Source organism: Microbacterium sp. bgisy207 (assembly GCF_057706855.1).
In genome coordinates, this window is the sequence record NZ_JBYIPB010000002.1 from 245,035 (window position 1) to 271,595 (window position 26,561).

21 protein-coding genes, 1 tRNA gene and 1 pseudogene are annotated in these 26,561 nt (G+C 68.9%); 15 read left to right on the top strand and 8 right to left on the bottom strand.

What is annotated here, in order from left to right:
- Window position 1 precedes the first annotated feature (1 nt).
- The 3 genes from AC3ENO_RS02860 to AC3ENO_RS02870 are packed head-to-tail and all read left to right on the top strand — an operon-like array spanning window position 2 to window position 6,450.
- The gene (locus AC3ENO_RS02860) at window positions 2-1,579 is read left to right on the top strand and encodes a DNA polymerase Y family protein (RefSeq protein ID WP_434969102.1); all 1,578 of its coding nucleotides are present in this window, start codon (window positions 2-4) and stop codon (window positions 1,577-1,579) included.
- A complete protein-coding gene (locus tag AC3ENO_RS02865; RefSeq protein ID WP_434969150.1) occupies window positions 1,579-5,430 on the top strand; it encodes an error-prone DNA polymerase in 3,852 nt (1,283 codons plus the stop codon). The genes AC3ENO_RS02860 and AC3ENO_RS02865 overlap by 1 nt, the downstream gene beginning before the upstream one ends.
- 18 nt (window positions 5,431-5,448) lie before the next feature.
- The gene (locus AC3ENO_RS02870; RefSeq protein WP_434969103.1) at window positions 5,449-6,450 is read left to right on the top strand and encodes an NAD(P)-dependent alcohol dehydrogenase; all 1,002 of its coding nucleotides are present in this window, start codon (window positions 5,449-5,451) and stop codon (window positions 6,448-6,450) included.
- A 36-nt stretch (window positions 6,451-6,486) separates the two neighbouring features.
- Here the strand turns inward: AC3ENO_RS02870 and AC3ENO_RS02875 are convergent, their stop codons facing one another.
- On the bottom strand, window positions 6,487-6,624 hold the full coding sequence (locus AC3ENO_RS02875; RefSeq protein WP_434969104.1) for a hypothetical protein: 138 nt from the start codon (window positions 6,622-6,624) through the stop codon (window positions 6,487-6,489).
- 223 nt (window positions 6,625-6,847) lie between these two features.
- A complete protein-coding gene (locus AC3ENO_RS02880; RefSeq protein WP_195692006.1) occupies window positions 6,848-7,129 on the bottom strand; it encodes a Fe-S cluster assembly protein HesB in 282 nt (93 codons plus the stop codon).
- Window positions 7,130-7,304: 175 nt separating this feature from the next.
- Between AC3ENO_RS02880 and AC3ENO_RS02885 the strand changes: the two genes are divergently transcribed.
- The 3 genes and pseudogenes from AC3ENO_RS02885 (at window position 7,305) to AC3ENO_RS02895 (ending at window position 8,239) form a co-directional block, all read left to right on the top strand.
- A tRNA-Arg gene (locus AC3ENO_RS02885) sits at window positions 7,305-7,379 on the top strand.
- A gap of 88 nt (window positions 7,380-7,467) precedes the next feature.
- Window positions 7,468-7,683, top strand: a pseudogene (locus tag AC3ENO_RS02890) (RtcB family protein); the annotation flags it as partial.
- A gap of 70 nt (window positions 7,684-7,753) precedes the next feature.
- The gene (locus AC3ENO_RS02895) at window positions 7,754-8,239 is read left to right on the top strand and encodes a DUF1990 domain-containing protein (RefSeq protein WP_434969105.1); all 486 of its coding nucleotides are present in this window, start codon (window positions 7,754-7,756) and stop codon (window positions 8,237-8,239) included.
- A 14-nt stretch (window positions 8,240-8,253) separates the two neighbouring features.
- Here AC3ENO_RS02895 and AC3ENO_RS02900 read toward each other — a convergent pair whose 3' ends face one another.
- Window positions 8,254-10,416: a heavy metal translocating P-type ATPase gene (locus AC3ENO_RS02900; protein WP_434969106.1), complete on the bottom strand. Its 2,163-nt coding sequence runs from the start codon at window positions 10,414-10,416 to the stop codon at window positions 8,254-8,256.
- A 304-nt stretch (window positions 10,417-10,720) separates the two neighbouring features.
- On the opposite strand from AC3ENO_RS02900, the gene AC3ENO_RS02905 reads away from it, so the two are divergent.
- Complete coding sequence (locus tag AC3ENO_RS02905) at window positions 10,721-11,422, top strand: TetR/AcrR family transcriptional regulator (protein ID WP_434969107.1); 702 nt, start codon at window positions 10,721-10,723, stop codon at window positions 11,420-11,422.
- Between the two features lie 77 nt (window positions 11,423-11,499).
- On the opposite strand, the gene ald is transcribed toward AC3ENO_RS02905, so the two are convergent.
- Window positions 11,500-12,585 (bottom strand): alanine dehydrogenase, encoded by a 1,086-nt coding sequence (gene ald / locus AC3ENO_RS02910; protein WP_434969108.1) that lies wholly within the window; start codon window positions 12,583-12,585, stop codon window positions 11,500-11,502.
- A 177-nt stretch (window positions 12,586-12,762) separates the two neighbouring features.
- On the opposite strand from ald, the gene AC3ENO_RS02915 reads away from it, so the two are divergent.
- The 4 genes from AC3ENO_RS02915 to AC3ENO_RS02930 all read left to right on the top strand — a co-directional run bounded on the left by AC3ENO_RS02915 (window position 12,763) and on the right by AC3ENO_RS02930 (window position 15,813).
- Entirely contained in the window at window positions 12,763-13,233 is a 471-nt protein-coding gene (locus AC3ENO_RS02915) for an Lrp/AsnC family transcriptional regulator (RefSeq protein WP_434969109.1), read from the top strand.
- 131 nt (window positions 13,234-13,364) lie between these two features.
- Window positions 13,365-14,210, top strand: a complete 846-nt coding sequence (locus AC3ENO_RS02920; protein ID WP_434969110.1) for an ABC transporter substrate-binding protein — start codon at window positions 13,365-13,367, stop codon at window positions 14,208-14,210.
- A complete protein-coding gene (locus AC3ENO_RS02925) occupies window positions 14,207-15,082 on the top strand; it encodes an amino acid ABC transporter permease (RefSeq protein ID WP_434969111.1) in 876 nt (291 codons plus the stop codon). Before AC3ENO_RS02920 ends, AC3ENO_RS02925 begins: the two co-directional genes overlap by 4 nt.
- Window positions 15,079-15,813 carry an amino acid ABC transporter ATP-binding protein gene (locus AC3ENO_RS02930; RefSeq protein ID WP_434969112.1) on the top strand — a complete coding sequence of 245 codons (735 nt, stop codon included), beginning with the start codon at window positions 15,079-15,081 and terminating at the stop codon, window positions 15,811-15,813. Before AC3ENO_RS02925 ends, AC3ENO_RS02930 begins: the two co-directional genes overlap by 4 nt.
- Before the next feature lie 11 nt (window positions 15,814-15,824).
- Here the strand turns inward: AC3ENO_RS02930 and AC3ENO_RS02935 are convergent, their stop codons facing one another.
- Complete coding sequence (locus tag AC3ENO_RS02935; protein ID WP_434969113.1) at window positions 15,825-17,363, bottom strand: SulP family inorganic anion transporter; 1,539 nt, start codon at window positions 17,361-17,363, stop codon at window positions 15,825-15,827.
- Window positions 17,364-17,516: 153 nt separating this feature from the next.
- Here AC3ENO_RS02935 and AC3ENO_RS02940 point away from each other — a divergent pair, with 153 nt between their 5' ends.
- Together AC3ENO_RS02940 and AC3ENO_RS02945 are read left to right on the top strand one after the other, a co-directional pair.
- Window positions 17,517-17,870 (top strand): MerR family transcriptional regulator, encoded by a 354-nt coding sequence (locus AC3ENO_RS02940; protein WP_434969114.1) that lies wholly within the window; start codon window positions 17,517-17,519, stop codon window positions 17,868-17,870.
- A 58-nt stretch (window positions 17,871-17,928) separates the two neighbouring features.
- The gene (locus AC3ENO_RS02945; RefSeq protein ID WP_434969115.1) at window positions 17,929-20,322 is read left to right on the top strand and encodes an acyltransferase family protein; all 2,394 of its coding nucleotides are present in this window, start codon (window positions 17,929-17,931) and stop codon (window positions 20,320-20,322) included.
- A gap of 48 nt (window positions 20,323-20,370) precedes the next feature.
- Here the strand turns inward: AC3ENO_RS02945 and AC3ENO_RS02950 are convergent, their stop codons facing one another.
- The 3 genes from AC3ENO_RS02950 to AC3ENO_RS02960 all read right to left on the bottom strand — a co-directional run bounded on the left by AC3ENO_RS02950 (window position 20,371) and on the right by AC3ENO_RS02960 (window position 22,208).
- Window positions 20,371-20,715 carry a histone-like nucleoid-structuring protein Lsr2 gene (locus tag AC3ENO_RS02950; RefSeq protein WP_434969116.1) on the bottom strand — a complete coding sequence of 115 codons (345 nt, stop codon included), beginning with the start codon at window positions 20,713-20,715 and terminating at the stop codon, window positions 20,371-20,373.
- A gap of 88 nt (window positions 20,716-20,803) precedes the next feature.
- Window positions 20,804-21,652, bottom strand: coding sequence for a helix-turn-helix transcriptional regulator (locus AC3ENO_RS02955; RefSeq protein WP_434969117.1), 849 nt, complete (start codon window positions 21,650-21,652; stop codon window positions 20,804-20,806).
- 214 nt (window positions 21,653-21,866) lie between these two features.
- Window positions 21,867-22,208 carry a methylated-DNA--[protein]-cysteine S-methyltransferase gene (locus tag AC3ENO_RS02960; RefSeq protein WP_434969118.1) on the bottom strand — a complete coding sequence of 114 codons (342 nt, stop codon included), beginning with the start codon at window positions 22,206-22,208 and terminating at the stop codon, window positions 21,867-21,869.
- Window positions 22,209-22,607: 399 nt separating this feature from the next.
- On the opposite strand from AC3ENO_RS02960, the gene AC3ENO_RS02965 reads away from it, so the two are divergent.
- Together AC3ENO_RS02965 and AC3ENO_RS02970 are read left to right on the top strand one after the other, a co-directional pair.
- Window positions 22,608-26,288, top strand: coding sequence for an AAA family ATPase (locus AC3ENO_RS02965; RefSeq protein WP_434969151.1), 3,681 nt, complete (start codon window positions 22,608-22,610; stop codon window positions 26,286-26,288).
- Window positions 26,275-26,469, top strand: a complete 195-nt coding sequence (locus AC3ENO_RS02970; protein WP_434969119.1) for a hypothetical protein — start codon at window positions 26,275-26,277, stop codon at window positions 26,467-26,469. Before AC3ENO_RS02965 ends, AC3ENO_RS02970 begins: the two co-directional genes overlap by 14 nt.
- Window positions 26,470-26,561 lie beyond the last annotated feature (92 nt).

Below are 26,561 nucleotides of genomic sequence, written 5' to 3' on the forward strand. Positions count from 1 at the left end.
GATGCCTGCCGAGTCTGCAACGAGAAGCCTCGTGGTGTGGATGCCGGACTGGCCGGTCATCGCCCTCACCCGCGACGGCCCGCATCCGCTCGATCCCGCAGCCCCGGTCGCGGTGATCGAGAAGAACCTCGTCGTCGCGTGCTCGGCCACGGCGCGTGCCGAAGGGGTGAGGCGGGGACTGCGGCGCCGTGATGCGCAGGCGCGATGTCCGTCGCTGACGATCGTTCCGGCCGACCCGGTACGCGATCATCGGGCGTTCTCCCCGGTCGTGGCCCACCTCGAGGAGCGCGCTCCCGGGGTTCAGGTCGTGCGGCCGGGGCTGTGTGCCCTGCGCGCGCGGGGACCAGCCCGGTACTACGGCGGAGAGTCGGCGGCGGCGCACGTGCTGCTCGAACGGATGCGGCACCTCGGCCTGCCCGACGTGCGGATCGGCGTCGCCGACGGACCCTTCACCGCCGAACAGGCTGCCCGGGTCGCGACCTCTGCCGCCGACCCCGTGCGGGTCGTTCCCGAGGGGGCTGCTGCAGCGTTCCTCGCGCCGCTGTCGATCGCAGCCCTCGATGACGCCGACCCCGCCGCGGGTATCGTCGATCTGCTCGCGCGGCTGGGGATCCAGACCCTCGGCGCGTTCGCGGCGATGCCCGAAGAGCGCGTGCGTGAGCGGCTGGGGGAACGGGGCACGCGACTGCACGCGCTCGCGGGAGGTCTCGACTCCCGCGCCATCGAACCCCGAGTGCCCCCTCCCGAGCTGGCGCGCGAGATCGCGTTCGAACCGCCGCTGGAACTTGCCGAGCAGGTCGCGTTCGGGGTGCGCCAGACCGCGGATGCCTTCCTCGCCGGGCTCGGGGCGATCGATCTGGTCTGCACCGAGGTGCGCATCGAGCTGGTCGGGGATCGGGGTGAGCGCAGCGAGCGGGTGTGGCTGCATCCGGGATCGTTCGATGCCGCCGCGATCGTCGACCGGGTGCGCTGGCAGCTGGCAGAGGATGCCGAGAACCTCGTCACCGGGGTCGGGCTCGTACGGATCTCGCCCGAGGCCGTGGATGCGGCATCCCATCACGCCCCCGCGATCTTCGGCACCGGACCCGAGGAACGGGTACACCACGCCCTCTCGCGCGTGCAGGCGATGCTCGGGCACCGCGGCGTCGTGACGCCCGCGCTCGGGGGAGGGCGCTGGCTCGCCGAGCGGCAGGTGTGGGTGCCGTGGGGCGACCGTCTGCCGCGGGATCAGCGGGCGCTCGCCGCCGAGCGGGCCCGTCCCTGGCCGGGGAGCCTGCCCGATCCGCTGCCGGCCACGGTGTTCGCCGATCCGGTCGCCGTTGAGGTCGTGTCGGCATCCGGGGTCACCGTCTCGGTCGACGAGCGGGGGGCCCTCACCGGAACGCCGATGCTCATGATCGAGACCGGCCGCCGCCGCGCCGTGACGGCATGGGCCGGGCCCTGGCCCGTGATCGAACGCGGGTGGGATGCCCGGCGGGCGCGGCGTGCGCACCGGTTCCAGGTCGTGGATGCCGACCAGACCGCGTGGCTCCTGGTGTGCGAACAGGGCTCATGGCACGCCGAGGGGCGGTACGACTGATGGGGTTCAACAACCCGTCAGTGCCGTGGTCCGAGATGGAACGGCTGCTCAGCGATCGCCGTCGTCCGAAGCCCGCCGCCGGGGACGGCGGTGACAGTCCCGCGTGGTCGCACAAGCGCGGGCCGTACGTCGCCCCGCCGATCGAGCGCCCCGCCGAGACCGTGCCGTATGCCGAGCTGCATGCGCACTCGTCGTTCTCGTTCCTCGACGGGGCCTCCTCGCCCGAGGACCTTGCCGAAGAGGCCGAGCGGCTCGGCCTGCACGCACTCGCGATCACCGACCACGACGGTTTCTACGGCATCGTGCGGTTCGCCGAGGCCGCCGAGCAGCTGCAGCTGCAGACGGTGTTCGGCGCCGAGCTCTCGCTCGAGCTGCCCACGCCCCAGAACGGCGAGCCCGACCCGGTCGGCACGCACCTGCTCGTGCTCGCCCGCGGGGAGGAGGGGTATCACCGGCTCGCCTCGGCGCTGACCCGCGCCCAGCTCCAGGGGGCAGAGAAAGGACGCCCGCATTACGACCTCGAGCAGCTCGCGGCCTTCGCACGCGGCGACGAGCGGCTCGACGGGCTCACCGGCATCCGTGGCCGTTCGGAATGGGCGGTGCTCACCGGATGCCGCAAGGGCGCCGTGCGCCGTGCGCTCGCCGAGGGGGGTCCGGATGCCGCCGCCGATGCCCTGGATGGGCTGGTCGCCCTGTTCGGGCAGGATGCCGTGCACGTCGAGCTCATCGACCACGGGGGCCCGCTCGACAGTCGCGACAACGACATCCTCGCCGCGCTCGCCGCTGATCGGGGGCTGCCGATGCTGGCGACCAACAACGTCCACTACGCCGCTCCCGAGCGCGCGCAACTGGCGGCGGCGGTCGCGGCGGTACGCGCGAACCGGGGACTCGACGAGCTCGACGGGTGGCTGCCCGCGCACGCCGGGGCGCACCTGCGTTCGGGGGCAGAGATGGCCGAGCGCTTCGCCCGCTACCCCGGCGCCGTCGCCAACACCGTCGCCCTCGCCGACGAGCTCGCCTTCCCGCTGCGCCGCGCGAAACCTGCCCTGCCGAAGCTCCCCGTGCCCGAGGGGCACACGCCGATGTCGTGGCTGCGGCACCTCGTGTGGCAGGCCGTGCCGCGCAAATACCCCAACTTGGCGCCGAAGGATCGGGACCGCATCGAGCGGGAGCTCGGCGTCATCGAGATGAAGGACTTCCCCGGATACTTCCTCATCGTGCACGGCATCGTGCAGGAGGCGCGGCGGCGCGGCATCCTGTGTCAGGGGCGAGGGTCGGCGGCCAACAGCGCCATCTGCTACCTGCTCGACATCACCGCGGTCGATGCGATCGCCTTCGACCTGCCGTTCGAGCGGTTCCTCTCGAGCCTGCGCGACGAAGAGCCCGACATCGACGTCGACTTCGACTCCGACCGGCGCGAAGAGATCATCCAGTGGGTCTACGCGACCTACGGCCGGGACCGGGCCGCGCAGGTCGCGAACGTCATCCAGTACCGCCCCAAGAACGCGGTGCGCGACATGGCCAAGGCGCTGGGCTTCTCGCCCGGGCAGCAGGATGCCTGGTCCAAGCAGGTCGAGAGGTGGGCCCACGCGCCCGGAGGCTCGCCGCAGCGCGCAAGCGATGCGGGGAGTGGGCGTGGGGAGGGCGCGAGCCTTGAGAGCGGCCCGGAGCATGACATCCCGGACCAGGTCATCGCCTACGCCGGCGAGCTGCTGAAGGCGCCGCGGCATCTCGGCATCCATTCGGGCGGCATGGTCCTCACCGAACGGCCCGTCGGCGAGGTCGTGCCGATCGAGCACGCGCGCATGGAGAACCGCACCGTCATCCAGTGGGACAAGGACGACGCGGCCTGGATGGGCCTCGTGAAGTTCGACCTGCTGGGCCTGGGGATGCTCGCGGCGCTGCAGTACTGCTTCGACATGATCCGCGAGGCGACGGGGGAGCAGTGGGAGCTTGCCACGCTGCCGAAGGAGGAGGCGGCGGTGTACGACATGCTGTGCCGCGCCGACTCGATCGGGGTATTCCAGGTCGAGTCCCGCGCGCAGATGGGGCTGCTGCCGCGTCTGCAGCCGCGGCGGTTCTACGACCTCGTGATCGAGATCGCCCTCATCCGTCCCGGGCCGATCCAGGGTGGTGCGGTGCATCCGTTCGTGCGCCGCAAACTCGGGTACGAGCCCGTGACCTACCCGCATCCCAAGCTCGAGCCCGTCTTGGAGCGCACCCTCGGGGTGCCGGTGTTCCAGGAGCAGCTCATGCAGATGGCGGTCGCGATCGGCGACTGCACCCCCGAGGATGCCGACCTGCTGCGCCGCGCGATGGGCTCCAAACGCGGGCTCGAGCGGATCGAGTCGCTGCGCGAGAAGCTCTACGAGGGCATGGCTCGCAACGGCCTCGTGGGGGAGGATGCCGATGCGATCTACGCGAAGATCCAGGCCTTCGCGAACTTCGGGTTCGCCGAGTCGCACTCGCTCTCGTTCGGGCTGCTCGTCTACGCGAGCTCGTGGATCAAACTGCACTATCCCGCCGCGTTCCTGGCGGGATTGCTGCGGGCTCAGCCCATGGGGTTCTACTCGCCAGCGACCCTCGTCTCGGATGCCCGCCGCCACGGCGTCCAGGTCCGCCGCCCCGACCTCCACGCCTCGGGCGTGTGGCCCCGCCTCGAACCAGTCGCCCCACCCGCGGCATCCGCCCCACCCGCCCCCTCGACGCCTCGCGTAACCACAGATATCTGCACAACCACGGACGGATGCGGGGTGACTGGTCCGTCGTTGTGTGGATCCTGGCCGCAGTGCAGGCAGTGCGGGCAGTGCAGGCCGCGCGCTGCATCCATGCCATCCGCCCCGGCCATGCCTCGCACAACCGCAGGTATCTGCACAACCACGGACGGATGCGGGGTGAGTGGTCCGTCGTTGTGCGAATCCTGGCCGCAGTGCGGGCAGTGCGGGCAGTGCGGGCAGTGCGGGCAGTGCGGGCAGTGCGGGCAGTGCGCGCCGGGTCGGGAGTTGGGGGAGCCAGCGGGGGGCCCGGCTCGGGGGAGGGGGATGCCGACGGGTATGGATGCGTGTGCGCAGCGCATCCAGCCGCCCGTGGGGCCGTTCGATCCCGACGCGCCCGACGAGTCGGCAGCGCACCGGCGCGACGGCGGATTCGTCGTGCGGCTGGGCCTTGCGGGCGTCAAGGGCATCGGCCAGCAGACCGCGGAGCGGATCGTCGCCGAGCGCGAGGCCCACGGACCCTTCCGCGATCTGCGCGACCTGGTCCGCCGCACCGGCGTGACCGAGGCGCAGCTCGAGGCGCTGTCGACCGCGGGAGCGTTCGAGTCCCTCGGCATCAGCCGCCGGGAGGGGGTGTGGCTCGCGGGGTCCGCCGCCCAGGACCGCGCCGAGTACCTACCGGACTCCCTCGTCTCGGTGCAGCCGCCGCTGTTCACCGATCCGACGAGCTACGACATCCTCGCCGCCGACCTGTGGGCGACGGGCATCTCGACCGACGACCACCCGCTCACGCACTACCGAGCCCCGCTCGATGCGCGGGGCGTGCTCACCTCCCGTGAGCTGCGCAGCCACGACACGGGGCGGCGCATCGAGGTCGCGGGACTCGTGACGCACCGGCAGCGGCCGGCGACGGCATCCGGTATCACCTTCCTCAATCTCGAAGACGAGCACGGCGTCGTCAACGTCATCTGCTCGGTCGGGGTGTGGAACCGGTACCGGCGTATCGTGCGCGACTGCCCGGCGCTGATCGTGCGCGGGATGCTGGAACGCTCGCCCGAGGGGGTGACGAACGTGCTCGCCGACCGGTTCGAGGATCTGCGGGTCGGGGTACAGCACCGCTCGCGCGACTTCCGCTGACATCCCTAAGCTGGCGCCGTGAGCGATCCCGAACACATCGCGGCGCTGCCGGCCACGATGCGCGCCGTCGTGTATAACGCGTACGGGCCGCCCTCGAACCTCCGGATCGAGCAGGTCCCCATGCCACGGCCCGCCGCGGGCGAGGTGCTGGTGCGGCTCGTGGCAACCTCCGTCAACCTGAGCGACTGGGAGACGCTGCGCGGCGACCCCTTCTACGCGCGCGTCGGCGGGCTGACTAGACCCGCACGGCGCATCCTCGGGTCCGACATCGCGGGCACCGTCGTCGCGCTCGGGTCCGGCGTATCGCGCTTCGCCATCGGCGATGAGGTGTACGGCGACATCCTCGAGAGAAAGGGAGGCTTCGCCGAGTATGCCGTCGCTCCGGAGATAGCGCTCGCTCGGAAGCCGGCGCAGCTGAGCTTCGCCCAGGCTGCGGCGATCCCACAGTCCGGGGAGATCGCCGTCGAGGCGATGACCAAGGCCCGCCCGGGTTCCCGCCTGCTCGTCAACGGAGCGGGTGGCGGGTCGGGGGCGTTCCTGCTTCAGCTCGCGAAAGCCGCCGGGGTGCAGGTCACCGGGGTCGACAACGCCGGGAAGCTCGAGATCATGAGGCGGATGGGCGCCGACGAGACCATCGACTACCGCGAGCAGGACTTCACCCGCACCGGACCCTACGACCTCGTGATCGACCTCGTCGCCTACCGATCGGTGTTCGCCTACCGGCGGGCGCTCGCCCCAGGCGGACGGTGCTTTGTCGTCGGCGGCACGACCCGCGTCCTGATACGGATGCTGACCGTCGGCGCGCTCGTCGGTCTGGTCAGCGGCGCCCGACTGGGCATGCTCGCCGTGCCGACCGGGCCCGCGCGGTTCGAGCCGCTCGCGGCCCGGTGCGCCGCCGGCGAGATCCAGGTGCCGATCGATGCCGAGTACGAGCTTGCGCGGACGCGGGAGGCGCTGGAGTACCACGGCAGCGGCCGGGCACTCGGCAAGGTCGTGGTGCGGATCCGCGACGAGGTGTGACGTTCCCGATCGTCCGCGCCGGGGATCGGCACGTGATCAGGGGACCGGGCGACGCGAGTCGTAGGACGCGACATCCCGCTGCCGCCCGTACCCGTCGCGCGCGACGGCACGTGCGGCGGCGATCGCGCTGACGGCGATGGTCGCGATGAGCAGGGCGAGGATGACGAAGGTCACGGTGGCTCCTTTCCACCGCCCATGTCATCCCGTCACGGATGCCGCAGCCCAGAGCCACTTCGTCGGCACTGGTCCGCACCGCCCGGCGAACCGCGAAAACTCGGGCCAACAGAGGAGCCGTGCAGTCCAGCATCCGTCGATTGGATCGTCCGGCTGGATGCCCGGCGACACGAAAAGGTCCCCCGACGGCCGGAGCCATCGGGGGACCGTTCTCGACTGGGGATCAGCCCTGCGCTGCCAGCGCGAAGCGGACGGTGCCGTCCTGCTCCAGCTGCGCGTCCAGGACGCGATCGTTGAGCGCCAGCGACGCGGCCGTGTCGAGGAACACGCGTGCGCCCTCGGTCACGACGACCGTGTCGTCGGGCTCGGGCGCGGGTGCCACGCTGAGCTCGAAGCCGGTCTCGGCGCCAGCATCCCGGATGCGAAGACCGCCGTCAGCAGCCTGCGGCACGCGGGCGACGATCGTCTTGACGGCCTCAGCCGCGGTGTCGGTCATGGTGAGCATTCGTGCTCTCCTTCCGTTGCGGTCTTTGGACCAGCCACGATTCCGAGAGTTGGCGAGGGCCGCAACCGCACAAGCGTCATACCCAGGGGATTCCCATGTTGAGGATCTGGCATATGGCATCCAGGACAGAGCGATGTCCTGGATCCAGGCGCGTCCGCCTAAACTGGACCGGCCAGCCTCTGTAGCTCAATGGAAGAGCAGTTCCGTCCTAAGGAAACGGTTGGGAGTTCGAGTCTCTCCAGGGGCACCACATGCTCATCACGCCCTTCGGCTCGCGACGCAGGGGCGGATCGAGTTGCCGCATCCGGATCTCGCGTACCTGGTCGAGGGCATGCCGGGCGGGGCGGGAGTACTCGAGATCGGCGGCGCGCAAGACCTTCACGCATGAGCAGCTGCGTGAAGCGATGGCGGGCATCGAGTACCGCGACACTGACGCCGTCATCGACGAGATCCCTCAGGCCTACAAGCCGATCGATCGCGTCATGACCGATGCCGAAGACCTCGTCACCGTCCGGCACACGCTGCGTCAGCTCGTGAACGTGAAGGGCGACTGAGCCGCACTCGTCGGTGGGGACCTCCCCGGTTCCCACCGACGAGGCGGACGAAGTGGGGGAGGATCGGACTGTGCAGCCGTCGACGAAGCTCGAAGAGCGCGACTGGAATCCGGGAGATACGCGCCCGTACCGAGCGTTCGAGACCGCCACGTGGATCGGGTCCGGCGCCTCGACGTGGGACCGTGCGAGTGCAGACGTCTTGCGCTGGCGGGTGAAGACCCGCAGCGGGTTCACTGTCGGCGCCGACCGAGAGGTCGAGCCGGGGCAGCGCCTCACAATTCGGGCGCGGGTTGCGTTCTTCACGGTCGACGAGCCGGTCGAAGTCGTGGCAGTGGTGCGACAGCGCGACCTCGTCGGATTCTCTTACCGAACCCTTCCTGGACATCCCGTTCGTGGCGAGGAGGCGTTCATCGTCTATCGCGATGGTGAGGATGTCTTCCTCACCATCCGCTCCCTCACCGCGCCCGCCAGCCGAGGATTCTGGCGGCTCGCGTACCCCCTGCTGCGGGTAGCTCAGCTGATCGCGCGGAATCGGTACCGGCGCGCGTTGCGCTGAATCGCCCCCGGTAGCTACCGGCCCAGAACCGCTCGAACCACTGCGGCGGGGTCGAGGTCGATGCGTCGCAGGAGCTGGGCGTTGAGGGCGACGACAACGGTCGACAGCGACATCAGGATCGCGCCGACCGACATCGGCAGGATGAATCCGATGGGGGCGAGGATGCCGGCGGCCAGCGGAACCGAGATGAGGTTGTAGCCGCCCGCCCACCACAGGTTCTGCGTCATCTTGCGGTAGGTGCGGCGCGAGAGCTCGATGACCGAGAGCACGGAGCGTGGGTCGGAGGTCGCGAGGATCACCCCGGCCGAGGCGATCGCGACATCCGTTCCCGCGCCGATCGCGATCCCGACGTCGGCCTGCGCGAGAGCGGGGGCGTCGTTGACGCCGTCGCCGACCATTGCGACCCGCATTCCCTCGGCCTGCAGTTCGCGGACCTTCGCGGCCTTGTCTTCGGGGCGCACGCCGGCGAACCAGCGGTCGATATCGAGATCTTCGGCAACGGATGCGGCGACGCTCTCGGCATCCCCCGTGATCATGACGACCGTGATGCCCAGCTTGTGCAACGCGTCTACCGCGTCACGGGACTCGGGGCGCACTCGGTCGGCGAGCTTCAGGCCGCCGATGACGTGCCCGTCGCGAGCGACGTGGAGGATGATCGCGCCCTCTTCCCGCCACGATCCGGCGGCATCGATCTCGGTCGCTCCGAGCTCGTCGAGCATCCGTGGCCCACCGACGCGTACGTCGTGACCGTCGACCGTTGCGCTGACCCCGACCGCGGGGGAGGACGAGAAACCGCTCGCGGACGGGATGCGCAGGCTTCGTTCGCTCGCGGCGCGCACGATGGCTTTCGCCAGTGGATGCTCGCTCGCATACTCCGCGGCTGCCGCCAGAGCGAGCACCTCGTCCTCACCCAGTGCGCCGACCGCTGCGACTCCCGTCACGGCGGGCGTGCCCTCGGTGAGGGTCCCGGTCTTGTCGAACAGTACGGCGTCGACCGTCCGCATGCTCTCGAGGGCCAGGCGGTCCTTGACGAGCACCCCTGCCCGCGCCGCCCGCTCGGTTGCGATCGAGACGACGAGGGGGATCGCGAGACCCAGGGCGTGGGGGCACGCGATCACGAGCACGGTGATGGCACGGATGACGGCCGAGTCGGGGTCGCCGAGCAGGGTCCAGACCACTGCGGTGATCACGGCGGAGCCGAGCGCGAACCAGAACAACAATGCGGCGGCGCGGTCGGCGAGTCGCTGCGCGCGCGACGACGAGTTCTGCGCGTCGGTGACCAGGCGCTGGATGCCGGCGAGTGCCGTGTCGTCGCCAGTCGCAGTGACCTCAATGCGCAGGCCCGAGTCGACGGCGACCGTGCCTGCCGTCACGGTGTCACCGATGCCGCGCGAGACGGGGCGGGATTCGCCCGTCACCATCGACTCATCCACCTCGGCTCGTCCGTCGATCACCGTTCCGTCAGCGGGCACGCTGGCCCCGGGGCGCACGATGACGACGTCGCCGACGCGCAGGTCTGCGGGGGAGACGGTCGCGATCCGGTCACCGTCGACGCGTTCGGCTTCATCGGGGAGGAGGGCCGCGAGGGAATCGAGCGCTGATGTCGTGTGCGCAAGCGAACGCATCTCGATCCAGTGGCCGAGCAGCATGATGACGATCAGGAGCGCCAGCTCCCACCAGAATTCGAGCCGGTGGTCCAGGATGCCGAGGGTCGCACCCCACGACGCGAGGAAGGCGACGGTGATCGCGAGGCCGATCAGCAGCATCATCCCGGGAGCGCGCGAGCGCAGTTCCGAGACGGCTCCGGTGAGGAACGGCCAACCGCCCCACACGTACATGACGGTGCCGACGGCGGGGGCGACCCACAGCGCCCAGTCCGGCACGGTGTACCCCAGGATCATCGCGAACATCGGCGAGAACACCACCACCGGGACCGCGATGACAAGGTTTACCCAGAACAGGCGGCGGAACTGGCCGACGTGGTCGCTGTGTCCCGCGTGACCGCTGTGCCCTGGATGGCCTCCGTGTCCTGCGGGATCGCCGTGTCCCGCGTGAGCACCGTGCCCCGAAGGGTCGCCGTGTCCGGGAGCGGCGGCGTGTGTCGGGTGAGTCTCGGTGCCGCGGTGCGGCTCGGCCGTCGTCGGTGCCTGCTCGTGAGGGCGGTGCGGATCGCTCATGTGTCGTCACTCCCTGCGTCGCTGAATGCGGTACTGACAGCAACGGATATACCCCTAGAGGGTATTCCACCCGTCCGACACCTTTGAGATGCGCCGCCTTCGCGCGTGGATGGAGTGGCTGGTCCTGCCGACGTCGGGATGCGCGCGTCGCAGCGCCGTCCGCCGTGAGAAACCGTGGACTTGCGATTCCTTGGGTTCTGGCGATAGTTAGTGCGATAGTCAATCATGTTCACTAAAACGGTGTCGCACACGTTGACGACGGATGCCCTCGGGTATGTTCGAGGGCGAGTGGAAGAGGCGGATAGTGAGTGAAGCGGCGCGCGTGCGGCGCAAACGAGGATCGATCTCCCAGGAGGAGATCGTTGCGGCTGCGCTCAGACTCACCGACCGGGAGGGCGAGTCGGCGCTGACTTTCGCGCGTCTGGGCCAGGAGCTCAAGGCTTCACCGACCGCCGTCTATCGGCATTTCGCAAGCCGGAACGACATCCTGCGCGCGCTGGCGAACCACCTCGACGGGATCTCGATCGACGGCTACGTGCCGACCGATGACTGGCGCCGAGATCTGGAGGATCTCGGGTGGCGTGCCTGGCACACCGCGATCGCTCATCCCGCCGCTGCAGCCATCTCGCTGACGCTCGTCTCGAACGGCAGCAACGAGTTACGCGCGGTCGAATGGGTTCTGAGAGCAATTCACCAGGCTGGCGTCACGGGGCGGGATGCTGTGGTGCAGTACCACGTGTACACGAACCTTGTGCTGGGTTCGGCGGGAGCCCAGGGCGCCAGACTGAGTGCAGCCGACTCGCGGGAAACGGGGGAGGGGTGGATCCAGGTGTACGCGCCGAAGGACCCCTCCCGGTACCCCTACGCAGAAGCGGTCAAGGCAGAGCTGGCATCGGTCACCTACGAGGAGGTCTTCGGGATCCAAATGGAGATGTACCTCGACGCATTGGCAGCGGCCGGGGCGGCCGGTTCTGCCGCCGATCGCGCAGAGTCTCGGGGCGGGTGAGGCAGCTCCGTACGATCGGGCGCCCCGCTCTTGGGCGATCGTGTTCGAACGCGCGACGCCACTCACATTCCGGCCACTCACATTCCGAAGGCGGCGCGCACTCCCTCGTTGACCACGACGCCATCGCGCACGTTGAGTCCGCGCGCGAGCGCGGGATCGCTTTCGGATGCTGCATCCCAGCCCTTGTCGGCGATGGCTGTGATGTAGGGCAGGGTCGCATTGCCCAGGGCGCGAGTCGACGTGTGCGGAGCGGCGCCCGGCATGTTGGCGACGCAGTAGTAGAGCGACTGGTGGACGGGGAAGGTGGGGTTGTCGTGGGTGGTCGGGTGTGACCCTTCGAAGCATCCGCCCTGGTCGATGGCGATGTCCACGAGCACAGAACCGGGCTTCATCGCGGCCACCATCTCATCGGTGACGAGCTTGGGTGCTGCGGCACCCGGGATCAGGACCGAGCCGATGACGAGGTCGGCGTCGGCGAGCTGCTCGGCGATCTCGTAGCGCGTAGACGCGCGCGTCTGGATCGCCCCGCCGAAGCGTGCCTCGAGGGCGCGGAGCTTGTGCAACGAGATGTCGATCACCGTGACGTTCGCGCCCAGGCCCAACGCGTTCGCGGTGGCGTGCTCGCCGGCGACGCCGCCCCCGATCACGACGACCTTCGCCTTGGGCGTGCCGGGCACGCCGCCCAAGAGCATCCCGCGCCCGCCGGACGGACTCATGAGTGCGTGTGCGCCAACGGTGATGGAGAGTCGACCCGCGACTTCGCTCATGGGTGCCAGCAGCGGAAGTGCGCGGTCGACCGTCTGCACCGTCTCGTAGGCCACCGCCGTCGTTCCGGCGTTCATGAGCGCGTCGGTCAACGGTCGATCGGCCGCCAGGTGCAGATAGGTGAAGAGTGTCAGGTTGTCGCGGAGCAGTGCGTACTCGGGTGCGATGGGCTCCTTGACCTTGACGACGAGTTCGGCGCCGCCCCAGGTCTCCTCGGCGGTGTCGGCGATTCGTGCGCCCGCCGCAACGTACGCCTCATCCGTGAATGCGCTTCCCAGGCCAGCGCCCGATTGAACCGTCACGGTGTGTCCGCGGCGGACGAGGGTGTCCACAGCCGCGGGGGTCATCGCGACGCGGTTCTCGTTGTTCTTGATCTCGGTGGGAACGCCGATGCGCATGAATCTCTCCGTTCGTCATTGAGCGCGGCCACACAGCTCGCCGTCGAAAGAGAGAATCGCATGATCTTCTGTTGCCTGTGTTTCGCGCCGAAGAAGTTCATGCTGCATGCGGGTATTTTCCTGCTGTGATCCGACGGATGTTTTGAGAATCGGCGTTCACGACGAACAATATTCGTCATGGAAACCGAGCTTGATCCGATTGATGAGCGCATCGTTGCGCTCCTGTCCGCTGACGGTCGGATGACGAACGCTGCCCTGGCGGATGCGATCGGGCTGGCTCCGTCCACGGTGCACGCGCGCGTGCGTGCACTCATAGAGCGCGGGGTCATCGCGGGGTTCCATGCCGCTCTCGATCAGCGAGCTCTCGGTCGAGGGCTGCAAGCGGTGATCGGGGTGACGCTGCGGCCCGGTGCGCGCCAGGAGAGCATCCGTGCGTTCACCGAGGAGGTGCGGCGTGTGCCCGAGGTGATGCAGGTCTTCTTCCTTGGCGGTGCCGACGACTTCCTCGTGCACATCGCGGTCGAGGACTCCTCAGCAGTGCGACGTTTCGTCGTCGATCACCTCTCGGCCCGGCACAGCGTCGCGTCGACCCGTACGAGCCTCATCTTCGAGTATCACCGCAACGGCATCGCCGCCGACTTCGATTAGCGGCACGCCCGAGCCGATGAACCCTTCCGTAAGAATGCGCCGCGGAGTTGGGTACCGGGGTCCGCGCGACGGATGATGGATGCACGGCGCGCCACAGCACCCGTGCGCCGACCTGCACCCTTGGAGGCCCCGTGTCCCGTCCTGTTCGTGTATCTCGAGCCATTCCCCTTATCGCCGCCGTCGCGGTCTCGGCGCTGGCACTCGCCGGTTGCGCGAGCGCTGACGCGCCCGCCGACTCGACGGACGCCGGATATGTCACACCCGGCAAGCTGACCATCGCCACCGGTCAGACAGCGTACGAACCGTACGTGATCGGCGACGACCCCGCATCGGGCGAGGGCTTCGAGGCCGCGCTTGCGTACGCGATCGCCGACAAGCTCGGGTTCACCGCAGATGACGTGGAGTGGGTGCGGACGAGCTTCGAATCGGCGATCGCACCGGGACCGAAGGACTTCGACTTCAACATCCAGCAGTACACGATCACGGACGAGCGCAAGCAGGCCGTCGACTTCTCGTCGCCGTACTATTCCGCCGCGCAGGCCGTCGTTGCGCTCGAGGGAGGACCCGCGGAAGGGATCACCGACATTGCGGGCCTGAAACCGCTCGTGTTCGGGGCGATGTCAGGCTCAACGAGCGCGCAGACGATCGATGCGGTCGTTGACCCCGATACCGCGCCCCAGCTGTACTCCTCGAACGAGGATGCCGTCGCCGCCCTCAGCGCGGGACAGATCGACGCCTTCGTGATCGACCTACCGACCGCGTTCCTGGCGACGTCCCAGTACATCGAGGACTCGTTCATCGTCGGCCAGCTGCCCCTGGGCGGGATCGCGGATGAATGGGGCGTCGTGCTCGCGAAGGACTCGCCGCTGACGGCTGCGGTCTCGGAGGCGATCGACGAGCTGCGCGCCGATGGCACGCTGCAGGAGATCACCGACCGGTGGCTGGATGCCGAGCAGGGCGTTCCGATCCTGCAGTGACCTCTCCCACCTCCGCCTCGGCAGCGGCCGCGCCGCCCCCGCCCAGCGCCCTCGAGCTCGACCGCCGCGCCTACCGGCGTCGGCAGTCCCAGCGATCGGTCCTTCTGGCGATCGTCTCGACCGTGGTGTTCGCCGCGATCGTGTGGGTGACGGTCATCCAGACCCCCGGGTGGGCGGCGGTGCAGCAGTCGTTCTTCGACCCGCGGATCGCGATCGAGTCGCTCCCGAAGGTGTGGGACGGGTTCCTCCTGAACCTGCAGGTGTTGGGCCTCTCGGTCATCACGGTCAGCGTGGTCGCCCTGGCCGTCGCTGTGCTGCGGACGCTGCGCGGGCCGGTGTTCTTTCCACTGCGGGTGCTTGCCGCCGGCTACACCGACCTGTTCCGTGGGTTCCCCTTCATCATCGTGCTCTACCTCGTTGGCTACGGGATCCCCACGATCCTCGACCAGCGCATCCCCCCGGTGGTGCTCGGCGTCGTGGCGGTCACGCTGACGTACTCGGCCTACGTCGCCGAGGTCATCCGCGCCGGCATCGAAGCCGTGCATCCGTCGCAGCGTCTGGCTGCCCGCGCCCTCGGGCTGGGCCACACCCAGACGCTGCGGCATGTCGTGCTGCCCCAGGCGCTGCGCAAGATGACGCCGCCCCTCATGAACGACTTCATCTCCATGCAGAAGGATGTCGGATTGATCTCGATCCTGGGGGCGGTGGATGCCGTCGCCGCCGCCCGGTCGGAGGTCTCGCTGACCTACAACTTCACGCCCTACATCGTGGCCGGCATCCTGTTCGTGCTGCTGGCGATCCCGACGATCCGGGTGACCGACTGGTACACCGCGAAACTGCAGCGGCGCGAGCAGGCAGGGTCGGTGCTATGACGGCGGTGCTCCAGGCCGAGGGCCTGTGGAAGAGCTTTGACGGCGCCCCGGTGCTTCGCGGTGTCTCGCTCGAGCTGTCGCCACACGAGGTGGTCGCCGTCATCGGTGCGAGCGGCTCGGGGAAGTCGACGCTCCTGCGGTGCCTGAACCTGCTCGAGGGCATCGACGACGGACGCATCCTGCTCGGTGAGGAAGACATCTCGGATCCGCGGGTGGATGCCGATCGAGTGCGCTCGCGGCTGGGCACCGTCTTTCAGAGCTACAACCTCTTCCCGCACCTGACGGTGCTCCAGAACGTCACCCTCGCGTCGCGGGTCGTGCGACGGATGCCGCGGCGGGAGGCCAATGACCGGGGGCGCGCGCTGCTCGAACGTGTCGGGCTCGGTGCGTTCGCCGACGAGCATCCCGACCGGCTTTCGGGCGGCCAGCAGCAGCGCGCCGCCCTCGCGCGGGCGATCGCGACCGACCCTGAGGTCCTCCTGCTCGACGAGATCACCTCGGCCTTGGATCCGGAGCTCGTCGGCGAGGTGCTCAGTCTCGTCCGTCAGCTCGCCGAAGACGGCGCGACGATCCTCATGGCGACCCACGAGATGGCGTTCGCGCGGGACGTCGCCCACCGTGTGCTGTTCCTCGACGAGGGGAGAGTGATCGAGCAGGGTCCGCCGGATCAGGTCTTCCGCGAGCCGCGCGAAGCCCGCACGAGGGAGTTCCTTACTCGGTTCCGCGCCTGAGCCGTCCACCCTCAGTGCCCGCTGCCGAGACCGCCCGACAGTCGACCGTGGAAGTTCGTGGTCGCCTCGTTCATCCCCTCGAGGATGACGCGCTTGCCCCGCTGTTCATACTTCGTGACGACGGCATCCAGGGCCGCCACCGTCGACGCATCCCAGATATGCGAACGGGACATGTCGATGATGACGCGGTCGGGGTCGTGCGAGTACTCGAACTGCGTCGTGAGGTCGTTGCTCGAGGCGAAGAAGAGTTCGCCGTCGACGGTGTAGCGCACCGTGGGGACGGATGCCTCGGCATCGGTCTCACGTCGGACCTCGACGAAGTGCGCGACGCGACGCGCGAACAGCACCATCGCCGCGATGACTCCGGCGATCACGCCGATCGCCAGGTTGTGGGTCCACACGGTGATGACGACGGTGATCAGCATGACCGCGGTCTCGCTCTTCGGCATCCGTCGCAGGGTCGAGGGGCGGATGCTGTGCCAGTCGAAGGTCGCGACCGAAACGACGATCATCACAGCGACCAGGGCCGCCATCGGAATGACCGCGACGATGTCGGCAAGAACGAGCACGAGAATGAGCAGGAACACCCCGGCCAGGAACGTCGAAATCCGCGTGCGTGCGCCGGACGCCTTGACGTTGATCATCGTCTGCCCGATCATCGCGCACCCTCCCATGCCGCCGAACAGGCCCGACAGGATGTTCGCGCCGCCCTGCCCGAAGGCCTCACGTGTCTTGCGGGAGTGGGTGTCGGTGATGTCGTCGACGAGCTTGGCGGTCATGAGGGACTCGAGGAGACCGACGACGGCCATCGCGAGAGCATAGGGCGCGATGATCTGCAGGGTCTCGAGCGTGAGCGGCACGTTCGGGATGAACAGGCTCGGGAGGCTGTCGGGCAGGTCACCCTGGTCGCCGACGGTCGGGATGTTCATCGCGAAGACCACCGCGGCGGCCGTCAACAGCACGATCGCCACCAGCGGCGCCGGTACGACCTTCGTCCACAGCGGCATGAGGTACATGATCAGCAGGCCGACACCGACCATCGGGTAGACCAGCCACGGGACATCGATCAGCTGCGGGAACTGTGAGGTGAAGATGAGGATTGCCAGCGCGTTGACGAAGCCGACCATGACGCTGCGAGGGATGAAGCGCATGAGCTTGGCGACGCCCAGGGCCGCGAACGCGATCTGGATGAGTCCGCCAAGGAGCACGGTCGCGATCAGGTAGTCCACGCCGTGCTCGCGTGCGACCGGCGCAATGACGAGGGCGATCGCTCCCGTCGCCGCGGTGATCATCGCGGGCCGGCCGCCGAGGAAGGCGATCGCGACAGCCATCACGAACGACGAGAACAGACCCAGTCGCGGATCCACGCCCGCGATGATCGAGAAAGCGATCGCCTCGGGAATGAGCGCGATCGCCACGACCAGACCCGCGAGCACCTCGCGGGTCAGCAGTCTCGGGCTGCGCAACGCTTGCAGCACCGTGGGCTCGATCCGGTAGCGAGCGGCGGGGTCGGGGGCGGGCAGAGCGTCGGTCACAGCACTCCTCGGCATGATGGAGGACGCGGCGCATCGCGTCGTCACCGCCGTCGGGCGGCAGGGAGAATGGGTGAAGTGGTCTCGCAGAACGCGAACCGTGATCGACTCTACCGTAACGTGAGAGTTAAGGACGAGATGGCAGCCGGAGGACCCGTGGGCTCCGAACGAATGATGCACATCGGCGAGGTCGCCGAACGCACGTCACTCTCGTTGCGGACGCTGCGGCATTACGACGAGATCGGGCTGGTCGTCCCGAGTGGGCGTACAGAGGGCGGGTTCCGGCTCTACACCGAATCGGACATCGCCCGGCTGATGCTGATTCGCCGGATGAAGCCGCTGGGCTACAGCCTGGAGGAGATGCGGGACGTTCTTCACGCGTTCGATGGCGCCGCCTCGGGGTCGGGCGCCGCCGACACGGGTCGGCTGCGTGCGATTCGTGACGCCGCGCTGGAGCGGAAGCAGCGCCTCCAGGAGCAGGTGCACATGGCCGATGAGTTTCTCGCTCAGCTCGACGCGCTGTGAGACTCTCGCCTCGTGCCGACGTGAGAGCGCTCCCATAGACTGAGCGACAGCTCTCGCCATGACTCCTGAACCTCCTCTCGCCTCCCCACCGCGCCGCGACATCCAAGGCTTGCGTGCCCTGGCCGTCCTCGCGGTCGTCGGCGCGCACGCGGTCGGATGGCCAGCCGGCGGATTCGTCGGCGTGGATGTCTTCTTCGTCATCTCGGGCTTCCTCATCACCGGGATGCTGCTTGCCGAGTGGAGTACCCACGGGCGGGTGTCATTGGCGGGGTTCTACGCGCGGCGGGCACGCCGCATCCTTCCGGCAGCGCTCGTGACCCTCGGGGTCGTCACCGGAGCAGCGTTCGTCGTCTTCAACAGCGTGCGTGCCGACCAGACGCTGTGGGATGCCGTGGCCGCGGCGCTGTTCGTCTCGAACTGGCGCTTCGCGGCCGAGGGCACCGACTATTTCCATGCGGCGGACGCGATCTCGCCGATTCAGAACTTCTGGTCGCTGTCGGTCGAGGAGCAGTTCTACCTCGTCTGGCCCGGCTTTCTCGTGCTTCTGCTGTTCGTGGTGCCGCTCTCCGCGCGGCGACGGTGGCCGGCGCGCGTGGTCGTTGCGCTCGCCGCGGCAGCGGTGGCGACCGCATCCTTCGCGTGGGCGCTCATGCAGACGGACATGCAGCCGACCCTCGCCTACTTCTCGACACTGACGCGGGCGTGGGAACTGGCCGCGGGTGCGTTCCTGGCTGCCGTTGTTCCGCTGTTGGCGCGCATTCCCCGGCCTGTCGGCGTGCTCCTCGGGTGGCTGGGAGTTGTCGGAATCGTCGTGTCCGTGGGAGTGATCGAGCCCACGTCGGACGCATTCCCGGCGCCCTGGGCGGCGCTCCCGGTAGCGGCGACCTGCCTTGTGCTGGCGGGAGGCGTCGGGGGCGATCCGCGCCAGCGCCACCTGTTCCCTCTCTCGAATCCGGTGATGGTCTTCATCGGAGACATGTCGTACTCGCTCTACCTGTGGCACTTCCCGGTCATCGTGTTCGCGGCGACGGTGCTGCCGGCATCCGAGGAGCAGATCTGGATCGTGCTCGCCGCCATCGCCGTGCTGAGTCTGGCGTCGTACTTCATCGTCGAGCAGCCGCTTCGGTACGCCCCGTGGCTCGGGGGACGGATGCCGGGAGCTGCCCCCGCCACGGGTGCCGGTGCGTTGGCGAGCGAGCCGCCCCGGGTTCCGGCCGCGCCGGTCGCGCGCCCGGCCGCGGCGACCGCGCGACCGGCCGCGGCGACGAGGCCCGCGGGCTGGACCCCCGGAAGTCGGTATTTCCCGGGCAGTCCGCGGTCAGCGTCACCGCAGGCCGCCCCTGTCACTGCGCCGGTGGTGCCGCCCGAGCCGGTGCCGCCGCGCGCGGGGGCACCGGCGAGGGATCCCGCATCCGCTCTCGAACCGACGGCGGCTGCAGGGCGAGCCTGGCGCGAACGGTTCGGCGCTCAGATCTTCCTCGCCACGGCTGGTCTGGTCGCCGTCAGCCTCGCCGCGGCGACGTGGGTGTACTCGGCGTCCGGGGCCGGGCCTGTCATTCAGCCTCCCGCGTTCGCTGCCCCCGCAGCTCCGCTGTTGGCCGAGGACCCGACGGCGCAGCTTCAGGCTGATCTGGCCGCGGCGGTAGCGGCCTCGACATGGCCCGAGCTTCATCCGTCGCTGGACGAGGTGATGGCGCAGTCGTCCGGCGCGAACCCCGCGCATGACTGCTTCTCGCCGGAGGTGACGCCAGATCCCGCGGCGTGCACCTGGGGAAGTCGTGAGGCGCCCGTCCACCTGTATCTCGTCGGTGACTCCGCCGCGATGGCATATGCGCCGGCTCTGCGCGCCATCGCCGAGAGCAGCGGCGGCCAGATCCGTTCCACCACCATCGGGCTCTACGGATGCCGGTTCACCGACGTGCTCGTCCAGAACGACGGTGAAGGCATCATGGCGGCGTGCGAGGAACGCAAGGCGCTCGTGCAGCGGGCGATCGTGGCGGATCAGCCCGCGGCGGTCATCGTGTCGAACGCGTTCACGCTCGGGCGCTCGACGGCAGGCGAGGACCTCTCGGCGGAGGAACTTGTCGCGTCCACACAGGCCGAGGCGGCGTCCTACGGAATGCCGGGACGGATCGTCTACCTCGCCCCGCCTCCCCAGGGGGTGAATCTCGGCGCATGCTACTCACCGCTGTCGTCACCGTTTGCCTGCGCGTCCGCGGTCGATGACACCTGGAAGGCGCTGTGGTCAGCGACGGTAGCCGCTGCCGCAGCGTCGGGGGACCATTGGATCGACGCGCTCCCCTTCACCTGTTGGGAGGAGATCTGCCCGGCGTTCGCGGGGACCCTTCCGATCAGGTATGACCAGACACACCTGACGGTCCCCTACGCGGAGCACATTTCCCCTTACCTCACGTGGGTGCTTCAGGAGCAGGGGGTCATCCCGCACGGCTGAGCCGCAGCGCCACACCGCGGCCGCGGCGACGGGGCGTTCATCGTGTGGTCAGGTGGCTGCGTTATAAGCCTCGAGCACGGATGCCGGAACGCGGCCCCGCTCAGAGATGGCGTAGCCGTTCTCCTTTGCCCAGGCGCGAACGGCGGCGTAGTCCTGTTGCCCGGAACGGCGGCGCTTGCGCCCCGATGTCGACGCGCTGTGCGACGCCGACACACGGCGACCAGCCGAAATATACGGTGCCAAGGATTCGCGCAGGGCGGAGGCGTTCGCATCGGTGAGATCGATTTCGTACGCGATGCCGTCGAGGGAGAACGTCACTGTGTCTCCCTCACCGACCTCCAGAACGGTTCCATCAAGGTCATCGACGAGTTGATGAACGATTTTTCGTGCCATGGAACAACTCTATTGGGTCGGTATCGGAAATTCGCAGGTTGCGCCGGTGGGCCGCCGGGAATTCGTCGTCGGTAACGGCGGAGAGAATTCAGGGAAGAATTCCCGCGCGACGGGCTTTCGTGACAGCCGCGTGTCGGGTCGACACATCCAGCTTCGACATCGCCGCCTGCAAATAGGACTTCACGGTGGCTTCCTTGAGGCCCAGCGTCGAGGCGATCTCGGCATTGGTCGCGCCGACAGCGACGCTCGCGAGAACATCGATTTCTCTGGGGGACAGACGCACGTCGGACGGTGCAGCCGTCGCGTCCGCCGTGAGCGCGGCGAGCTTCCTTTCGAGTGCTGCCAGTCGTTGCTTCACCGATTCATCGGAAATGGATGCCGCGATGCTTCGGATTTCCGCATAACTCTCGCGCAATTCCTCGCGAGCAGCGCTGCCGATTGCTGCCGGCTCGGGCGTTGCCACCAATGACAGTCGGCGCGCGATCTCTGCATTTACGCGCAACTCCATGGCGAGCGACTCGGCAACGGTGAACGCCGATCGCGCGACGACATCACCCACCGGGGATTCGCTCCACGAGCCGCAATAGAGCACGCCTCGGGCGTGGCCGTCGACCATGACAGGAACAGCGAACAGTGTTGAGATTCCTTCGCCGAGAACGGCGCGATCGTAATCGTGGGTGATTCCGCGTGCCGTGCGGTAGTCGATCGTGAGCCGCGCCCGCTTCTCGACCAGCGCCCGACCTCCCAAGCCCCGCTCCGGTCGCACGACCAGACCGGCGAGGGAACGAGTGCGGGTGCCCGCGGTCGCCGTCACCGGCAGCAGGCCATCGGCGGTCAGCCCGCCGAACGCAATCGGAAACTTCGTGGCAAGAGGCAGGCGCGCCACCGCACGAGCAAGAAGATCATGCTCCGCATCGATGGGGTGTGCGATGACCACGTCGACCGCCTCGTGTCGGGACGACTGATGCCGTTCAGGACACCACTGTCGCCGAAGTTCCGTAGCGATGAGGCTACCATTCGCGCCTGGCGCGGGGACGCTCCCACTCGCACCTCGCACGGGGACCCCCGGCGCCCTGCCGGAGGTCCCTTCGGTGGCGCCGGCCTACACGGCGCCACCGGCCTGCGCGCTCCTCCTGTCGCGATCCGCGCCCTCACACGCCGGACTCGAAATCGAGGAGGAAACGCTTGGTTTCGGGGTGACCGCCGTACTCTCCGATCGAGCCATCCGCCCGGATGACCCGGTGAACCGGAACAACGATCGAGAACGGTGTCGTCGCGCACGCCGTTCCGACGGCGCGTGCGGCGCGGGCTCTCCCGGCCATGACGGCCACTTCGCCATAGCTGGCGGTCTCGCCGAACGGGATTCGGGTCACCGCTTCGAGAGCCTCACGGGTGAACCCTCTGACCAGTCGCCAGTCGAGAGGGAGGTCGAACTGCGTGCGGCGACCCGCGAAGTACTCGTCGAGCTGGGCGGCCAGCTGCTCCCCGGGCATCCGCGACTCCCACGGTTGGTGCGCGCCCGAGCGCGAACGCGAGAGCTGCCAGGTCGTCTCCGGGATCGTCGTATGACGGATGACAGGAAAGGACGCCCTCGGGGGAGCTGACGATGAGGACATCCCCGAGCGGCGTGGGGTGAAGGAAGTAGGTCGACGGGGTCTGAGCGGGGGGCATGTCTCCATCCTGTTCGCCGATCGGGGACCGGACGACATGGGGGGCTCTCCCGGTGGACAGTCTCGTCGGAACACGCTCGGGGGAGGAACCCCTGACGGACGCGGCGTGTCGCGCAATACCGCAACACTCGTGGGGCGTTACCGGGACGCGCCGAGACGGAGACCTAGTCTGACCGTGTGGTGCGAGCAGAAGGTGGCGTCATCCTCGGTGCCGATGGCGCGATGCGTGCGGTGTCGGTGGACCCCGCCGACCTGACCCTCGCCGACACCGACGCGACGATCGTCCACATCGCCGAAGAGGAACGCGAGAGGTTGCGCGCGCAGGCCGCAGAGTTGGGCGGTCGTTCGCCGCTGCTGCACTTCTCGGACGCTCCCGACGCCGGAATCGAGATCACCAAGGCGCACCCCGGAAGCCTTCCGCAGTTCATCACTGGGCGCTCCACGCTCCTGTCCGGACTTTTCCGAGACGAGGTGGCGCTCGGGACGGCCCGTCGCGCCGCCGAGCGCATCACGACCAAGAACGTCGAGCTGCGCACCGCGCGGGGTATCGACGCCGTGCGTCTGGCCGTGGGTATCGCGTCCTGGCGGATCGGCGGACTGGACTGCGTCGCGCCCGTCCTTCTGCGCCCGCTCGCCATCCGGCGGCACCACACCGACTTCGAACTGAAGCTCCATGGCAGCTTCCAGGTGAATCCCGAACTGCTGCGGGCGATGCGGCTGCACTTCGGCATCGAGCTCGACGGCGACGCGCTGTCAGGACTGGCGTACGACCAGGGCGTCTTCAAGCCGCAGCCGGTAATCGACCACCTGCGGGCCCTCATGGCACAGATCCCGTCGTTCGTCGTCAAGCCCCGACTCGTCGTGTCAACCTTCGTGGACGTCGGTTCGGCCATGGTTCGCGATGCGGCACACCTCGATCACCCCGTGCTCAATGCGCTCGCCGGTCACCCCGCCGATCGCGAGACGGTCACCCTACGCCGCCCCATTCCCGTGATGCCGGGACCCGATGATCGTGTCCCGTCTGCCGACACGCTGCTGCTGGATGCGGATGCCGAACAAGAGGCAGTCCTGGCGCGCATCATCGCCGGTCAGTCTGTCGTCGTGCATACACTCCCGGGAACCGGAGGCACCCAGACGGTCATCAACGCGGTCGGGGCCCTGGTGCGCGAGGGGCGCCGCGTGCTCGTCGTCAGCGCCCGGCGCTCGACCCTCGATGGCGTCCGGCATCGTCTGGCTGGAGTCGGGCTTCCCGGGCTCGCGGTCTCCCCGAGCGAACTGCAACGCGATCTCGTCCGCGCCATCGGGCGCAACGAGAAAGCGGCAGCGCCCAAGGTCGCCGAGATCGATGATGCGCTCGTGCGGCTGCGCACGGTGCTGCGCGACTACCGCTCGTCGCTGGCGGACCGGCACGACGCGCTCGGCACGTCCGTTCTCGACATCCTTCGACAGCTCTCGGCGCTCGCGCAGCGCGAGAATCCCCCGACCACGACGGCGCGCCTGGACATCGAAACGCTCGTGCGGCTCGCGCGCGGTCGTGAGGATGCGGCGGCGAAGCTGGCGTCGGCAGCGCGCCTCGGCGAGTTTCGGATCGGCCCCTCGGATTCCCCGTGGTACGGGGTGAGTTTCGCCACCACCGAGCAGGCGCGCGCCGCGCATGCCCTGGCGGGCAAGCTCCACCGCATGGATGTTCCGCACCTGCTGGAGCGGGGCTATGTTCTGCTCGGGCAGACGCACATGCGTCCGTTCGAGAGCGTCGAAGAGCTCGGCGAGTATCTGCGCCTGCTTCAGGGCATCCGGGACTCGCTCGATCGCTTCAGCCCGACGGTGTTCGAGCGGCCGCTGGGCGACCTCATTCAGGCGCACGCGCCGCGCCGCGACACCTCGACCCTCAGCGGCGCCGACCGCCGCCGGCTCCGTCGTCTGTCGCGCGAGTACGTCCGCCCCGGGGTGCACGTCGGAGACATGTACGAAGCGCTCCTTCGCATCCAGAAGCAGCGTCAGCAGTGGCAGCGGTATGTCGAGGCGAACGTCGTTCCCGACATCCCGCTCGGTCTTGCCGACGTCGCGGTGGCATGGCAGCGGGTGGATGCCGAGCTTGCCGAACTCGACACCGTGCTGGGGCGTTCGGGTGCGCAGGCCCTGTCTGCACTGCCGGTGAAGACTCTCGTTCGCACCCTCGCGGGGCTCGCGGCAGAGTCGGAAGTCTTCGAGAACCTGATGGAGCGCGCAAGCCTGCGAAGTGAGCTGGCGGCGCTCGGACTCGAGCCGTTGCTGCTCGACCTCTCGGTACGGCACGTGCCCGAACAGCAGGTCGCCGACGAGCTCGAGTACGCCTGGTGGCAATCCGCGCTGGAGCACCTGCTGCGAAGCGACCGGGCCTTGCTGGGCGCCAACACGGCCGTGGTCGACCGCCTGGAGCGTGACTTCCGCCTCGTGGACGAAGCACACGCGGCGGCATCCGGGCAGCTCTTGGCAGCTCAGCTGGCGACGCAGTGGCGCGTGGGGATCGTCGATGAGCCCCAGGAGGCTACCGCGCTCAAGCAGGCACTGCGCGAAGGCCGCACGTCGCCGCGCCACCTCATCTCGACGGCGCCGACGCTCATGCGTTCCCTCGCTCCGGTATGGCTCGCGTCGCCGTACGAGGTTCCGGCGATCCCCGACGATCTCGTGTTCGACGTCGTCGTGATCTCGGATGCCGCGTCGCTGAGCCTGACGGAGGCGGCGCCCGCGATCCGTCGCGGCCGGCAGATCGTGGCGCTGGGCGACCCCGTGACGCAGAAGCCGACCGCGTTCCGCGTTGCGGCCGGAACGCCGACCGTCGACGATGAGCCCGAGCATCCGTTCGACGACGCGAGCGTGTTCGAGCGCCTCGCCGAGATCCTTCCCGTCGAGACATTGACCCGCAGCTACCGCGCCGGGGGAGAAGACCTCGCTGAGCTGGTCAACGGCGCGTTCTACGGCGGCGAGATCGTGTCGCTGCCGTGGGCGGGGTCGTACCTCGGGCGAGGCAGTCTCTCGGTCGACTACGTCGAGGGCGGGATCGGTGTCCCCGACCCCGAATCCGGCGCGGTCGAGAGCCCGGATGCCGAAGTCGCGCGCGTTGTCACGCTCGTCGTCGAGCACGCCGTCAACCGCGGATCCGAGTCGCTCATGGTGATCACCGCGAGCGCGAAGCACGCGGCCCGCATCCGTGCCGCCGTGGACCGTGCCTTTGCGGGTCGCTCGGATGTCGCCGATTTCGTCGCGCGTGACTCCGCTGAACCGTTCTCGGTCCTGACGCTCGAGGAGTCCGTGGCCGAGAGCCGCGACCGCGTCATCTTCTCGCTCGGGTTCGGGCTCACGCGGCACGGCCGCGTGCTCAGCGACTTCGGAGATCTCTCGACAGCGGACGGCGAACGGCTCCTGACCGTGGGCATGACGCGGGCGCGCCGCTCGATGGTCATCGTGTCCTGCATCCGTCCCGGGTCCGTGGACGATCGTCGACTGGCGCACGGCGCGGCCTCGCTCATGTCGATTCTCGGCGACGTCGAGCGTCGCGCGCGGGTGACCCGGCGTGAGGACGACGGGGACCCGCTGATGCTCTCGCTCGCGAAAGAGCTCCGACGCCTGGGTGTCGCCGTCGACGTGAACTACCGCGGCCTGCTGCCGTTGGTTGCACATCACCAGGGCAAGGCCGTCGTGGCCGAGAGCGACCCCGAGACGATCGGCGGATCGCTGCGCGAGTCGTTGCGACTTCGGCCCCAGATCCTGCGGCGCCTGGGCTGGCACTATGTGCGCGTGCACTCCTTCGATCTGTACAGCGACCCGGTCGGCGTCGCGCAGCGTATCGCCGGCATCCTCGGCGTCGCGGTCGAAGCGCCGGTCGCCGAGGGTGACACCCAGCCGATCGATGTCGTCGCCTGAAGACCGTCAGCGGGTCGAGCGCGTCCCCGGCTCACGCCGTGCGCGACTGACTCCCGCTCCGGGCACGGATGTCGCCCCCGACGACCCGGATGCCGATGCCGGTCCGCCCTCGACGGCACCGTCATCCGACACCGGCCCCAACGACGACCGCCTGCGCGCCGACGTCCCCCCGCACTACTGACGTCTCCACGCCCCGCCTCGGCGCTGCGACGATCAGCGCCGACCCCACACCTCCCGCGTCGAACCCACAGCCCTCGGACGCAGAACGGTGTG